At 70.0% G+C, this 12,450-nt stretch carries 15 protein-coding genes; 10 read left to right on the top strand and 5 right to left on the bottom strand.

Annotated features, from left to right (window positions below):
• Nucleotides 1–102 precede the first annotated feature (102 nt).
• Complete coding sequence (locus LCY71_RS06270; RefSeq protein ID WP_225335505.1) at nucleotides 103–906, top strand: ZIP family metal transporter; 804 nt, start codon at nucleotides 103–105, stop codon at nucleotides 904–906.
• Here LCY71_RS06270 and LCY71_RS06265 read toward each other — a convergent pair.
• Nucleotides 903–1,412 carry a hypothetical protein gene (locus LCY71_RS06265; RefSeq protein WP_225335504.1) on the bottom strand — a complete coding sequence of 170 codons (510 nt, stop codon included), beginning with the start codon at nucleotides 1,410–1,412 and terminating at the stop codon, nucleotides 903–905. The two genes, LCY71_RS06270 and LCY71_RS06265, sit on opposite strands and share 4 nt — an antisense overlap.
• A gap of 169 nt (nucleotides 1,413–1,581) precedes the next feature.
• Here LCY71_RS06265 and LCY71_RS06260 point away from each other — a divergent pair, with 169 nt between their 5' ends.
• The 6 genes from LCY71_RS06260 (at nucleotide 1,582) to ftsY (ending at nucleotide 4,963) form a co-directional block, all read left to right on the top strand.
• A complete protein-coding gene (locus LCY71_RS06260; RefSeq protein ID WP_225335503.1) occupies nucleotides 1,582–1,734 on the top strand; it encodes a 50S ribosomal protein L39e in 153 nt (50 codons plus the stop codon).
• Nucleotides 1,734–2,009 (top strand): 50S ribosomal protein L31e, encoded by a 276-nt coding sequence (locus tag LCY71_RS06255; RefSeq protein ID WP_225335502.1) that lies wholly within the window; start codon nucleotides 1,734–1,736, stop codon nucleotides 2,007–2,009. The genes LCY71_RS06260 and LCY71_RS06255 overlap by 1 nt, the downstream gene beginning before the upstream one ends.
• A gap of 4 nt (nucleotides 2,010–2,013) precedes the next feature.
• On the top strand, nucleotides 2,014–2,679 hold the full coding sequence (locus LCY71_RS06250) for a translation initiation factor IF-6 (protein WP_225335501.1): 666 nt from the start codon (nucleotides 2,014–2,016) through the stop codon (nucleotides 2,677–2,679).
• Nucleotides 2,680–3,032: 353 nt separating this feature from the next.
• The gene (rpl18a, locus tag LCY71_RS06245) at nucleotides 3,033–3,206 is read left to right on the top strand and encodes a 50S ribosomal protein L18Ae (protein WP_225335500.1); all 174 of its coding nucleotides are present in this window, start codon (nucleotides 3,033–3,035) and stop codon (nucleotides 3,204–3,206) included.
• Entirely contained in the window at nucleotides 3,203–3,661 is a 459-nt protein-coding gene (pfdA, locus tag LCY71_RS06240) for a prefoldin subunit alpha (protein ID WP_225335499.1), read from the top strand. Before rpl18a ends, pfdA begins: the two co-directional genes overlap by 4 nt.
• 9 nt (nucleotides 3,662–3,670) lie before the next feature.
• A complete protein-coding gene (ftsY, locus tag LCY71_RS06235) occupies nucleotides 3,671–4,963 on the top strand; it encodes a signal recognition particle-docking protein FtsY (protein WP_225335498.1) in 1,293 nt (430 codons plus the stop codon).
• 133 nt (nucleotides 4,964–5,096) lie between these two features.
• On the opposite strand, the gene LCY71_RS06230 is transcribed toward ftsY, so the two are convergent.
• Nucleotides 5,097–5,399, bottom strand: coding sequence for a DUF7344 domain-containing protein (locus LCY71_RS06230; RefSeq protein WP_225335497.1), 303 nt, complete (start codon nucleotides 5,397–5,399; stop codon nucleotides 5,097–5,099).
• A 224-nt stretch (nucleotides 5,400–5,623) separates the two neighbouring features.
• Nucleotides 5,624–6,274 (bottom strand): bifunctional 4-hydroxy-2-oxoglutarate aldolase/2-dehydro-3-deoxy-phosphogluconate aldolase, encoded by a 651-nt coding sequence (locus LCY71_RS06225; RefSeq protein ID WP_225335496.1) that lies wholly within the window; start codon nucleotides 6,272–6,274, stop codon nucleotides 5,624–5,626.
• Between the two features lie 396 nt (nucleotides 6,275–6,670).
• On the opposite strand from LCY71_RS06225, the gene LCY71_RS06220 reads away from it, so the two are divergent.
• Both LCY71_RS06220 and LCY71_RS06215 read left to right on the top strand, forming a co-directional pair.
• Nucleotides 6,671–7,480, top strand: coding sequence for an AAC(3) family N-acetyltransferase (locus tag LCY71_RS06220; protein WP_225335495.1), 810 nt, complete (start codon nucleotides 6,671–6,673; stop codon nucleotides 7,478–7,480).
• A gap of 304 nt (nucleotides 7,481–7,784) precedes the next feature.
• Nucleotides 7,785–8,957, top strand: coding sequence for an NAD-binding protein (locus LCY71_RS06215; RefSeq protein WP_225335494.1), 1,173 nt, complete (start codon nucleotides 7,785–7,787; stop codon nucleotides 8,955–8,957).
• Between the two features lie 45 nt (nucleotides 8,958–9,002).
• On the opposite strand, the gene LCY71_RS06210 is transcribed toward LCY71_RS06215, so the two are convergent.
• Entirely contained in the window at nucleotides 9,003–10,448 is a 1,446-nt protein-coding gene (locus LCY71_RS06210) for an HPP family protein (protein ID WP_225335493.1), read from the bottom strand.
• Nucleotides 10,449–10,511: 63 nt separating this feature from the next.
• Nucleotides 10,512–11,282 (bottom strand): nucleoside phosphorylase, encoded by a 771-nt coding sequence (locus LCY71_RS06205; RefSeq protein ID WP_225335492.1) that lies wholly within the window; start codon nucleotides 11,280–11,282, stop codon nucleotides 10,512–10,514.
• A 142-nt stretch (nucleotides 11,283–11,424) separates the two neighbouring features.
• Here LCY71_RS06205 and LCY71_RS06200 point away from each other — a divergent pair, with 142 nt between their 5' ends.
• Entirely contained in the window at nucleotides 11,425–12,435 is a 1,011-nt protein-coding gene (locus tag LCY71_RS06200; protein WP_225335491.1) for an alkaline phosphatase family protein, read from the top strand.
• Nucleotides 12,436–12,450: the final 15 nt, after the last annotated feature.

Here is a 12,450-nt window from a genome sequence, read left to right as displayed (position 1 = left end):
CCGCAGCCACCGTCCGTGCACGCGCTCCGCGACCGATCTAGGCTGACCGAAAGTAATCAGGTTAGTGATAACTCTTACTTGCGGCCGCCGCCAAGCGCCGGTATGGCCTCGATCGAGTACCTCTCGATAGTCTTCGTCGCGGGGCTGGTCACCGCGCTGGCGACGGGGCTCGGGGCGATGCCCTTCTTCGTCGTCGATGAGTTCTCGGACCGGTGGAACGTCGCACTCTGGGGGGTCGCGTCGGGCATCATGCTCGCGGCGTCGCTGTTCGGGCTGGTCCAGGAGGGGCTGGCTTACGGGTCGACCTGGCTACTGGTGCCGGGCGCGCTCGCCGGCATCGCTCTCGTCGCGGTCGGACACGAGGTCGCGGAGGGGATCGATCACCATCCCGAGCAGTACGAGCGCGCGGACTTCAGGAAGCTCCTGCTGATCCTGGGCGTGCTGACGGTCCACAGCTTCCCCGAGGGCGTCGCGGTGGGCGTCTCCTTCGCGGAACTCGGTCTGGGGGGTGCCGAGACGGTCGAGACGCTCGGGGTCTCGATTCCGGTGCTCGCCGCGTTCATGACGGTCGCCATCTCGATTCACAACGTCCCCGAGGGCGTGGCCGTCTCCATCCCGCTGCGATCGATGGGCGTCAGCGAGTGGCGGATGGTGTGGTGGGCCGTCTTCTCCTCGCTGCCTCAGCCGATCGGCGCCGTGATCGCTTATGCGTTCGTCTCGCTGGCTCGCGAGTTCCTCCCGCTGGGCTTCGGCTTCGCGGCCGGCGCGATGGTCTACCTCGTCGCTACGGAGTTCCTCCCGGAGGCGCTGGAACAGGGCCGAGATCTCCCCGGTGGCGGTCGCCGCGAGCTGACGGCGGGCGTCGCAGCCGGCGTCCTCGCGATGGTCCCGCTGGCGTTCGTCTAGAGCCCGATCCGCTGCTCGACGAGTTCGAGGTCGACGAACGCCGACAGCCGCTCCGCGTGGTCGTCCATCCGTCGTCCCAGCCGGTAATTCGAGTGGTCGACGACGAAGTGGTACGGTCCCTCGGTGTCCAGCGGCTCCCGCGCCCCGTCGTTCTCGGTCGCGGCCTCGTAGACGCCGCCGTCGGCTTCCACGGCGACTTTGCTGAACTGCTGCAGGCCCTTCGGCGTCCGCTCCGGGTCGCGCCCCGTCACGTACTCGTCGTAATACCGGAACTCCGCCTCCCGGAAGAGGTAGACGTCGAACGACCCGTCCTCGGACGTGGCCTCGTAGGAAATCGCTCCGCCTTGGTCGGACACGTCCGGTAGCTCCCGGGACCAGCCGCCGCCGGCGGGCACGCGCACGCTCTTCTGGACGCTGACGAGGACCTCCCCGCCGAATCCCAGACAGCCCGCTCCGAACGCGGCCGCGCCCGCACCGAGCGACCGGAGCAGCGTCCGCCGCCTCATCTCTCTCCCCTCTCGGCTCTCCCGGTATAACTCTCGGGCCCCGATTCCAGCGGTTGATAACGAGCGGCATCCGTTCGGCTCCCGCTCGCATTACCGAGGCGCGCCCGAAGGGCGGGCCTCGTACCCAAAAGAAACCCATTTATGCCCCGCCGCGGAAGTCACCTACACCATGGGTAAGAAGTCGAAGGCCAAGAAACAGCGCCTCGCGAAACTCGACAACCAGAACAGCCGAGTCCCGGCGTGGGTCATCCTCAAGACGGACCGCGAAACGCAGCGCAACCCCAAGCGTCGCAACTGGCGGCGTAGCAGCACGGACGAATAATGAGCGCGAGCGACTTCGAGGAGCGGGTCGTCACGGTTCCGCTCCGCGACGCGAACGCGGCACCGAGCCAGGAGCGGGCAGACAAGGCGATGTCCATCGTCCGCGAGCACCTAGCCAAGCACTTCGCAGTCGACGAGGACGCCGTGCGCCTGGACCCCTCGATCAACGAGACGATCTGGGAGCAGGGCCGCTCGAACCCGCCGCGGAAGCTCCGCGTCCGGGCCGCCCGCTTCGACGAAGAGGGCGAGAGCATCGTCGAGGCAGAGACGGCGTAGAATCTTGCTCCGCGCGGCCTTCTCCGGTTCGGCGTACGTCGGCGTCTTCGCGCGCGCGACCGACCAGTGCCTGCTGGTCCGTCCCGACGTCGAGGACGACCTCGCCGCGGACCTCGAGGCGGAACTGGAGGTCCCGGTCGTCCCCACGACCATCGGCGGGTCCGGCACCGTCGGCGCGCTAGCGGTCGGCAACGACAACGGCCTGCTGGTCTCCAGTCGCGTCCGCGAGACGGAGCGCGAGCGCATCGCTGCGGCCGTGGACCTGCCGGTCTACGAACTGCCGGGGCGGATCAACGCCGCCGGCAACGTCGTCCTCTGCAACGACGCGGGGGCGTACGTCCACGCCGACCTCTCGCGGGAGGCCGTCCAGGCCGTCGAGGACGCTCTCGAAGTCCCCGTCGAGCGCGGGACGCTGGCCGACGTCGAGACAGTAGGGACCGCCGCCGTCGCGACCGACCGCGGCGTGCTCTGTCACCCCAAGGCCACCGACCCCGAACTCGACGCCCTCGAGGAGCTACTGGGCGTCCCCGCGGACATCGGGACGGTCAACTACGGCGCGCCGCTCGTCGGTTCGGGCCTGCTGGCCAACGACAGCGGTTACGTCGTCGGCCGGGACACGACCGGACCGGAACTGGGCCGCATCGAGGACGCGCTGGGCTACATCGATTGACCCGGCGGTCGCTTTCCGGACCCGCTCGAGCGGATCGACCAGATCCGCGTAGTCTCTCTCATACCGCTGTCGTCGTCGGTGCCGTGCTCGTCGGAGACAGTCTCCCCGCGGCCCTCGAACCGGCCGCCCGCTCCCGACTCCGTCCGTTCCCATCACCGACCCACGTGCACGGCTGTCCTCGCCGTTGCTCTCGCCACCCGACGCAGAGAAATCACTACGGCGGGCACAGTGCACGAGACGACCAGACAGAGCGCTGATCGGCGCTGTCAATCGCGCTATCGCCGCGAAGCGGGCGAGCGGGCGGGAGACCGGGAGACGGAAGATACTTCCCTGCCCCAGACGCACGGGAACACATGACCGAGTATACTGTGACGGGTTCGTTCAAGGCTCGAGAGGGCTGGCAGGCATTCGAGACCGGCATCGAGGCACCGAACGAGGACGTGGCCGAGGAGCGCGCCTACGCCGAGTTCGGCTCCCGGCACAACCTCAAGCGCACGCAGATCGAGGTCGAGGAGGTGGCAGCATGAGCCTCGGTGGTGGCGGCGGTGGCGGCCAGATGCAGCAGGTCGCACAGGAGATCGAGCAGATCGAGCAGGAGCAGGAGGCCGTCGAGGAGGAGATCGAGGGACTCCGCGAGGAGCAGACCGACATCGACGAGGCCATCGAGGCCATCGACACCCTCGAGTCCGGCGCGACGGTGCAGGTGCCGCTGGGCGGCGACGCCTACGCCCGCGCCGAGATCGCCGACATCGACGAGATCGTCGTCTCGCTGGGCGGCGGCTACTCCGCCGAGCGCGACCAGGACGGCGCCGTCGACAGCCTCGAGACCAAGAAGGACACCATCGACGACCGGATCGAGGAGCTCCAGTCCCAGATCGCGGAGCTGGAGTCCGAGAAGGAGCAGCTGGAGCAGCAGGCCCAGCAGATGCAGCAGCAGCAGATGCAGCAGATGATGCAGCAGGAAGAGCAGGGCGACGAGTAAGGGGGCTACATGTTCGACGGACTGAAAGACAAGCTCGGCAGGTTCACGTCCGACGTCGAGGAGGACGTGGACGAGGAGGCCGCCGAGGCTGCCGAGGAGGAGGCGGCTGCCGAGGAAGCCGCCGCTGACGAGGAAGCCGCCGCTGAGACACCCGAAGCCGAGTCCAGAGCGGCCGACGTCGAGGCCGGCGCTGCGGCCGAGACGGTCGAGCCCGAGGCGGAGCCGACTCCCGAAGCCGAGTCGTCCGAGGCGGCGGCCGACGAAGCGGCCGAGCCGGGCGTCGAGGACGCCGCTGCGTCGGAGACAGCGGAAGCGGACGCCGGCGAGGCGGACGCCGACGAGACGGAACCGGACACGGTCGACGCCGAGTCCGACGACGCCGACGAGGAAGACGAGGACGAGGACGACGGCGGCCGTGGCGTCCTCGGGCGCGCCAAGGTCCTCGCGACGGGCAAGTCCGTCATCGACGAGGAGGACCTCGAGAAGCACCTCGACGACCTCGAGCTAGCGCTGCTGTCCAGCGACGTCGAGATGGGGGTCGCCCAGGAGATCCTCGACGGCGTGAAGGAGAACCTCGTGGGCGACACCCGTCGTCGGCTGGAGAGCACCGGCAACCTCGTTCAGGACGCGCTCCGGGAGGCGCTGTACGACGTGATCAGCGTCGGCCAGTTCGACTTCGAGGAGCGCATCTCCGACGCGGACAAGCCGGTCACCATCGTGTTCACCGGCGTCAACGGCGTCGGCAAGACCACGACCATCGCGAAGCTCTCGGAGCGCCTGGAGAACAAGGGTATCTCGACGGTGCTGGCCAACGGCGACACGTACCGGGCCGGCGCCAACGAGCAGCTCCAGAAGCACGCGGACAACCTCGACCAGACCCTGATCTCTCACGAGCAGGGCTCGGATCCGGCCGCCGTGCTCTACGACGCCGTCGAGTACGCCGAGGCCAACGACGTCGACGTCGTGCTGGGCGACACCGCCGGTCGCCTCCACACCTCCGACGACCTGATGGCGCAACTGGAGAAGATCGACCGGGTCATCGATCCGGACATGACGATCTTCGTCGACGAGTCCGTCGCCGGCCAGGACGCGGTCAACCGCGCCCGCGAGTTCGACGACGCCGCCGAGATCGACGGCGCCGTCCTCACGAAGGCCGACGCCGACCCGCAGGGCGGCGCGGCCATCTCGATCGCCCACGTGACGGGCAAGCCGATTCTCTTCCTTGGGACCGGGCAGGACTACGACGACCTCGAACGGTTCGACCCCGAGGAAGTCGTCGACCGCCTGCTCCCCGAGGAGTAGTCGTCGGGGGCAGTACACCGACCACGCCGAGCACTACGGGACCGAACTGAACCCCCAGGAGGCGGGGCATTGAACCCGCTCGGTCGCTTTCGTGACGGTCGACGACGTCACCAACTCCGGACGGCGGCGGCCCCTACGCCAGCAGCGGCGCCACCATCGATTCCAGTCGCTCCGCGGCCTCGGTGAGTCGAACCGTCCGTGCCTGCCGGTCGTAGTCGACTAGGTCGGCGCCGGCGAGGTGCGGGAGGTGGACGTGGACCAGCGCGGTCGCTACCTGCTGCCGGTGGCGGTGCTCGACACGCTCGCCGACTACCAGCTCCGGGACGCGGCGTTGGACCTGATCGCCGTCTCCGAGTCGACGGCCCCGACCGCGTGCCCGGCACCGGTGGCCGCAGCGACCGGGTTCCTCGAGCGGCAGGGCGACTCCGGCGAGCACGTCGAATACTGGGCCGACGAGCGACGGCTCTGTCTCCGGCAGGGGTACTCGGAGCGGAGTTCCGCCGTGACCTCGTCGAGCCGGCCTCGGCGACGTGTGAAGAGGCTATCGCGGCCGCGAACGCGGCGCTGGCTGGGGAGTGACGCCGTCGCCCGCCGGTCCGTGGCGGCTCCCGGTGTCTCCGTGCGTCGAGCGCCCGTCCGACGATACAGCGGCGGCGTGAGCTACTCGCGCGCCGCCTCGACGGCCGCGACGAACTCCGCGGCGGACTCGCGGACGCCGTCCCAGTCCTCCTGCTCGATCGCGTCGTAGTCCACGAGCGCGGAGCCCGCGCCCACTGCGACGGCACCGGCATCGAAGTAGTCGGCGACGTTGTCGGTCGAGACGCCGCCGGTGGGCATGATCGGCACGTCGCCCAGCGGGCCCTGGATCGCGCCGATGTGGCCCGGGCCGACCGTCGACGCGGGGAACATCTTCAGCATGTCCGCGCCGGCGGCCATCGCGCGGTCGGCCTCCGTCGGTGTCATGACGCCCGGGACGCAGACGACGCCCGCGCGGTTGCACACCTCGATCACGTCCTCGTTGAGGTTCGGCGCCAGGACGAACTGCGCGCCGGCCTCGACGACGTTGCGGGCGGCCGCGGCGTCCATGACCGTGCCCGCGCCGACGACGGCGTCGGTGTCCGCCAGTTCGCGGTCGATGGCCGCGATCTTCTCGCTCGCGCGCTTGCCGTCTGCGGTGACCTCCAGTGCGGTGACGCCGCCCTCGTGGATGGCCTTCGCGACGGGCACGATGTCGTCCTCGTCGATGCCCCGGAGGACTGCGGTGACGCCGCTCTCGACGATGCGCTCGTAGGTCTCCTGTTTGCTCGTCATGTGGCCTTCTCCGACCGGCAGGGGCAAAAAGAGTACCAGTCTCCGCCTGCCAGCTACCCACGAGTACACTCGTGGGCTTGTCGGTGGACTCCCACACTTCGCGCTCCCGCACGAAAGCCCCACGCTCCGTCCTTTCTAAGAAGGGGCTTTCTCAGGTGGCTTTCGGGTGGGAATCGGAGTGGTGCGTTCATTATTCCCGACTTCGGGGCTGGCTGACGGACAGCCCGTCCCACCGACGGCTTCTGCGCCTGCGGGACATATTAAATTATATGACACGAAGTCGCTTCAAGTTTATGTGCTTCCTCCCATCCCTAAAGGGGTGGGCTTCCGCGCTGTCCCGCTGTGACACTGTCAAGGGACCGGAAGACACATGCCGGCCGTTACACAGGTAGGGCCATGACCGACGACGACGTGGTCGACCGGACCGACGAGCCGGTCACCGCCGGGCGCATCGCGTCGGACCTGCGCGACCTGGGCGTCGAAGCCGGCGACGCCCTGCTCGTCCACGCGTCGCTCTCGTCGCTGGGCTGGGTCCCCGGCCGCGAGCAGGCCGCCGTCGACGCGCTCCTCTCAGCCGTGACGGAGTCGGGGACGCTCGCGATGCCGACTCACTCGCCACAGCTCTGCGACCCGGCGGGCTGGTCGAGCCCGCCCGTCCCGGACGACTGGCTCGACGAGATCCGCGCGTCGATGCCCGCCTTCCGCCCCGAGGCCACGCCGACGCGAGGGATGGGCGCGATTGCAGAGTGCTTCCGCTCCTATCCCGGCGCCGTCCGCAGCGACCACCCGCAGGTCTCCTTCGCCGCCCGCGGCGCGGAGGCCGAGCGCGTCGTCGCCGACCACTCGCTCGACCACGCCCTCGGCGAGGACTCCCCGCTTGCGACCCTCTACGACCTCGACGCCGACGTCCTCATGCTGGGGACCGACCACGACACCTGCACCTCGCTCCACCTCGCCGAGTACCGCGCCGACTGTCCGACCGAGACCGAAACGGTCGGTGCGCCGGTCACTCGCGACGGCGAGCGCGTCTGGACCGAGTACGAGGACGTCGAGTGGGACGACGGGGACTTCGCCGACCTCGGCGCCGACTTCGGGCGCGACGTCGGGCTGACCGAGGGGGCGGTCGGGCAGGCGACCGCGAAGCTGGTGAGCCAGCGCGAACTGGTCGACTTCGCCGTCGACTGGTTCGAGGAGTATCGGGGCTAGAAAGGAACGTCGTTGCAGCCATCGAGGAGAACCGGAAAGCCCCGCTCGCTCACGGGCTGCGACTCGCTTCGCGCTTCTGAGGACGGCGGGCGATGTAAGCACCGCAACGTAGTGAGGAGCGCAGCGAGCCCCCCGAGTTCAGCCACCGGGAGACCGGAGGTCTCCCGAGCAGTCGGGCGTGAAGCGCCCGACGACAGCAGGGGCTTTCTGGTCGTTCACAGTAACGACAGTCGTCCTGTTGGCACCAGTTACATCCCCTAGCCGAGACGCCAAGTTTTACTCGGAGTATCGCCTGCCGGCGTGCATGAAGGGGCCGCGGGACTGGTTCGGCGTCAGGGCGACGCTGCTGTTGCCGACGCTGGTCGCGGTGCTGTCGTTCGCGACGGGCGTGGCGAACATCAGCGCCGCGACGGTGTCCGGGCCGCTGGCGCCGTACCTGCCCACCGCGGTCGAGCGGACGGTCGGGTTCACGGGGACGCTGACGGGCTTTCTGCTGCTGTCCAGCGTCTACGGCCTCCGGCGGCGGCTGCGCGCGGCCTGGTACGCGACTATCCTGTTGCTCCCACTGACGGCGGTCCAGGGACTCCTGCAGCCCAGTGTCGCCGTTCCGGGCGTCGGACAGCCGCTCCCCGTGTCAGCGCCGCTGGTCGTCCTGTCGATCGTGTCGCTGCCGACGGTCCTGATGAACCGCCGGCTGTTCGATCGGCGGTGGGACGTCTCGACGACGCAGCTGGCGGCGATCGCAGCGCTCGCCGGCGGGCAGATCTACATCACAGTGGGCTCGTACGCGCTCCGGGAGAGCTTCGGGGGGATCGAGACGCTCACGGACGCCCTGTACTTCGCCGTCGTGACGTCGAGCACAGTGGGCTACGGGGACATCGCGGCGCAGTCGCAGTCGGCTCGGCTGTTCGCCACGTCGGCGGTCGTCATCGGCACCGCGAGCTTCGCCCTGGCGCTGGGGTCGGTGCTCGGCCCGGCGATCCAGAGCCGCATCACGCGAGCGCTCGGAACCATGACCGAAACCCAACTCGACCTGCTCGAGGACCACCTGCTGGTCCTCGGCTACGGCGACCTGACGGAACCGATCATCGACGAACTGGCCGACGTGGAGTTCGTGGTCGTCACGGACAGCCAGGAGCGGGCCTCGCGGCTCCAGAGCCGCGACATCCCGGTCCTGACGGACGATCCCAGCGACGAGGAGCCCCAGCTACGGGCCGGTATCGAGCGCGCTCGGGCGGTCGTGACCGCGACTAACGACGACGCTCAGGACGCGCTGGCCATCCTGACGGCCCGGCAGCTCAACCCCGAGGTACGCGTCGTCGCGGCGGCGACCGACCGCGAGAACGTCGAGAAGCTCCGGCGGGCGGGCGCGGACTCGGTCATCAGCCCGGCCGTCATCGGCAGCCACCTGCTGGTCCAGTCGGCGCTGGGCGAGGACGACTCCGAGTCCATCGCCGACCGCATCCTCCGGGAGTGAGCGGCCCCCGTCACCGCCTGTCGACGACGGCCTGAATGGCCGTCCTCACCCGCGGTCGACGACGGCGACGTCGGCGTCGAGGTCCCTGATCCGCTCGAAGGTCGGCGGCGCGATCAGCCGCGAGGCGGCGCTGCGGTCGCGGCTCGCGCCCATGAACACCAGGTCGTAGCGGTCGGCCTCGTCGGCGAGGAACGACTCGATCGACGCGCGGGCGACGCGAGTCTCGATCGGCGCGTCGAAGGGGTCGACGAGGTCGGCGAGCATGTTCTCCGCCCGCCGCCGGCTCGCGTCGGATCGGACGCAGGTGGCGACGCTGACGCGGCCGGACTGCCCGGCCAGCCGCTGGGCGAAGTCGACCATGCTGTGGGCGACGTCGCTCGTGGAGCGGACCGGCACGAGGATTCGCTTCCAGCGGCGGCGGTCCCCGGTCGACCGGTGGACCAGCACGTCCACGTCGGCCCGGAACAGGTCGCGGATCCACCCGGAGAGCTTCCCGTGGCGGCTCTCGTAGGGCGCGGCGACGAGGTCGCAGTTCGTCCGGTCAGCGGCCTCGCGGATCGTCGCGCTCACGTCGCCGCCGGCGTCGGCGACGACCACCTGACAGGGGACGCCCGCCTTCGTCTCGATCCGGCGGGCCCGCTCCTCGATGGCCTCGACCGCCGCGGCGACCCCGTCGTCGCCCTCCGCGGCCGGTTCGCCCTCGACGTCTGTCGGGAGCCGGACGTCACTGTCGGCGGCGAGGCGGGTCCGCTCGGCACGCGCTCGCTCGGGGCTCTCGGCGAGGTCCAGCAGCACGACCTTGCCGGCGTCGTGGGCGGCCGCCAGCCGCGCGGCCAGCATCGCCGTCGCGTCCGCCCGGTCGCCCCACATCGGCACGAGGACGTGGTCGTCGCCGTGCAGCGAGTGATAGAGGAACTGCGCCCGGCGCTCGTAGAAGTGGCGCCGCCAGAGGATGAACACGGCCGCCACCAGCAGCGACGCGGCCAGGACGCTCGCGACGAAGGCCGTCCGCTGGCCGCGGGGCACCAGCAGCCCCAGCAGCGCGGCCGAGTAGGCCGAGGGCTCCTCGACAGAGAACAGCCAGGTGACGGCCCCGGCCAGCAGCGTCGCCAGCGCGGCCTCGAAGGGGATCGCCTCCAGCGCCCCGGCCGACGCGCCGGGTAGCAGGACGTCCGACGCCGTCGCGGCGAGCAGCCCGCAGACGGCGCCGACGGTCAGGCCGCCGACGAAGCGGACCGGCGAGGCGTACTGCCCCTTGGGATCGGTAAAGAGTGTGTAGCTGCCGGCCGCCAGCGGCGGGAACAGCAGGAAGGACAGCGCCTCCAGCTGCGTCGAGAGGTACGTGACCAGGGCGACGAGCAGCGGGACGAACAGGAGCGCGGAGACGTGGACGACGGCGCTGGTCGTCTCCAGCCACGCCCGCAGGTCCCGCCCCTCGCGGCGTTCGAGTCGCCGAAGCCGCCGCAGGGCCGCCCGCGCCCGGTCGCGCATACCCCTCGCTTGCCGGACGGGCGGCTTAAATCCGGGGGCGCGGCCGGCCCGCTCGTGGGTCCGCTACAGCGCCGTCGTCGCGTCCAGCGTCAGCTGGATCGCGCGCTCGACGTTGTTCTTCGCCTTCTCCGGGAGCTCTTCGTCCTCCGTCTCGCCCTTCTGGGTGCCCTCGACGAGGTTGCCGTCGACGGTACAGATGGCGCCGGCGCGCAGGCCCTTCCGGCGGGCCAGCGAGAAGACGGCCGCGGCCTCCATCTCGACGGCCAGCAGGCCGGCGGCCTCGCGGTCCTCGAAGTAGGCCTCGTCCTCGGCGTAGAAGGCGTCGTCCGTGGCGACGGGGCCGACGTGGACGTTCTCTCGGCTGCTCGCGGCGTCGCCGCTCGCTCCGTCTGCGGCCCCCTGGGCCGCACGTTCCGCCGAGTCCACGAGCGCCGAGAGCACCTCGTAGTCGGCGACGGCGGGGTACTCGGCGGCCTCGTAGCGCTTCGTGGTGCCCTCGTCCTTGGCGGCAGCGGTGGCGACCACCATGTCGCCGATCTCGATGCCCTCCTGCAGGGCGCCCGTCGTGCCGACGCGGACGAACGTCTCCACGCCGACCGCGGCGAGTTCCTCGACGGCGATAGCCGCCGAGGGCGCGCCGATGCCCGTCGAACAGATCGTCAGCTCGCGCCCCTCGTAGGTGGCGTTGACGACCTTGTACTCCCGGTTCTCGGCGACCGTCTCGCTGTCGTCACAGAGGCCCGCGATCCGATCGACGCGGTCGGGATCGCCCGGAACGAGCGCGAGATCGGTCAGATCGCCCGGTTCGACCAGGAGGTGTGGCTGCTTGGCCATGTCCGTGTGGTCGCCGCCTGGCCACCTAAAGCCATCCCGTCGCTCCGCTTCGGCCGTACGAACGTACCACGTCGTGACGACGTGGCTTCGGGAAGATTACTAGGATCGGTGTCATGATGCTACGCTGACTCCATGATGGGATATGACGCTGGTCGTGCTCGGCTGGGATGCACTGGACGCAGAACTGCTGGACGCGTACGAACTGACCGACGCCTTCGGGACCGCCGTCACGGAGATCGACACCTTCGACAACCCGATCCTCGAGAAGCCCCACACCAACGAAGTGTGGCCGAGCATCGTCACCGGCCGACCGCCGGAGGAGACCGGTATCCGGGCCCTCTCCGCCGACGAGGGCACCGAGTGGGAGAACCCCCTCGTCGACGCTATCACCGACGTCGGCAGCAGCTTCGTCCCCGACTCGATGCAGCAGGGCGTCGGCCGGCTGCTGACGAACCTGGGCGTCGAGCGCGAGAGCAAGACGGCCGACTACTACGACGAGCATGGGCTGGAGACGCTGTTCGACGGTCGACGCTCGCTCTCGCTGGCCGTCCCGAACTACCGGACCGAGGCCGACCGCGACCTCGGGCTGGCGTTCGACCGGGGCGCGCAGCTGTCGGGCTACCTCAGCATCGAGGAGGGCGACGACGGCGAGAGCCACGAGCCGACGGTCCCGATCCACCGCCTCGACGAGGTCGTCGCCGGCCAGGCCGGCAAGAAGATCGGCGTCGTCCGACAGGCCGTCCAGCGTCGGTACGACGTGGTCTTCGCCTGGCTGGGCTACCTCGACACGATCGGTCACATCGCCCCGGTGGTCGAGGAGGCGGGCTATCAACGGCGCCACTACGAGCAGGCCGCCCGCTGGACCAACGAGGTCGCCACGCAGATCGGCGAGGGCGACACGCTCGTCTGCGTCTCCGACCACGGGCTGCAGGGCGGCGACCACACCCACGCCGCCACGCTGGCCAGCGACGACCCGGAGATCGTCGAGCGCGTCGAGAGCGTCCTCGACGTGAAGGACGTGCTCGACGACGCTGCGCCGTCTCGCGACGCCAACGAACCGGACGTCTCCGAGCGCCACCGCTACGAGGGGGCGACGGCCGAGCGGTCGGCCACCGACGTCCGCGATCAGCTACAGGACCTCGGCTACCTGTGAGCGGCCCGCCGTGAC

Source organism: Halomicrobium urmianum (assembly GCF_020217425.1).
In the GTDB taxonomy this organism is placed as follows: domain Archaea; phylum Halobacteriota; class Halobacteria; order Halobacteriales; family Haloarculaceae; genus Halomicrobium; species Halomicrobium urmianum.
The sequence above is the reverse complement of the archived record's forward strand: the minus strand, read 5'-3'. Positions and strand labels throughout refer to the sequence as shown.

What these genes read in the sequence shown, in the direction of transcription:
- LCY71_RS06270 (WP_225335505.1), top strand. Translation starts at nt 103, where the DNA reads ATGGCCTCGATCGAGTACCTCTCGATAGTCTTCGTCGCGGGGCTGGTC.
- ftsY (WP_225335498.1), top strand. Translation starts at nt 3,671, where the DNA reads ATGTTCGACGGACTGAAAGACAAGCTCGGCAGGTTCACGTCCGACGTC.
- pfdA (WP_225335499.1), top strand. Translation starts at nt 3,203, where the DNA reads ATGAGCCTCGGTGGTGGCGGCGGTGGCGGCCAGATGCAGCAGGTCGCA.
- LCY71_RS06210 (WP_225335493.1), bottom strand. Translation starts at nt 10,448, where the DNA reads ATGCGCGACCGGGCGCGGGCGGCCCTGCGGCGGCTTCGGCGACTCGAA.
- LCY71_RS06215 (WP_225335494.1), top strand. Translation starts at nt 7,785, where the DNA reads ATGAAGGGGCCGCGGGACTGGTTCGGCGTCAGGGCGACGCTGCTGTTG.
- LCY71_RS06260 (WP_225335503.1), top strand. Translation starts at nt 1,582, where the DNA reads ATGGGTAAGAAGTCGAAGGCCAAGAAACAGCGCCTCGCGAAACTCGAC.
- LCY71_RS06200 (WP_225335491.1), top strand. Translation starts at nt 11,425, where the DNA reads ATGACGCTGGTCGTGCTCGGCTGGGATGCACTGGACGCAGAACTGCTG.
- LCY71_RS06205 (WP_225335492.1), bottom strand. Translation starts at nt 11,282, where the DNA reads ATGGCCAAGCAGCCACACCTCCTGGTCGAACCGGGCGATCTGACCGAT.
- rpl18a (WP_225335500.1), top strand. Translation starts at nt 3,033, where the DNA reads ATGACCGAGTATACTGTGACGGGTTCGTTCAAGGCTCGAGAGGGCTGG.
- LCY71_RS06220 (WP_225335495.1), top strand. Translation starts at nt 6,671, where the DNA reads ATGACCGACGACGACGTGGTCGACCGGACCGACGAGCCGGTCACCGCC.
- LCY71_RS06225 (WP_225335496.1), bottom strand. Translation starts at nt 6,274, where the DNA reads ATGACGAGCAAACAGGAGACCTACGAGCGCATCGTCGAGAGCGGCGTC.
- LCY71_RS06265 (WP_225335504.1), bottom strand. Translation starts at nt 1,412, where the DNA reads ATGAGGCGGCGGACGCTGCTCCGGTCGCTCGGTGCGGGCGCGGCCGCG.
- LCY71_RS06255 (WP_225335502.1), top strand. Translation starts at nt 1,734, where the DNA reads ATGAGCGCGAGCGACTTCGAGGAGCGGGTCGTCACGGTTCCGCTCCGC.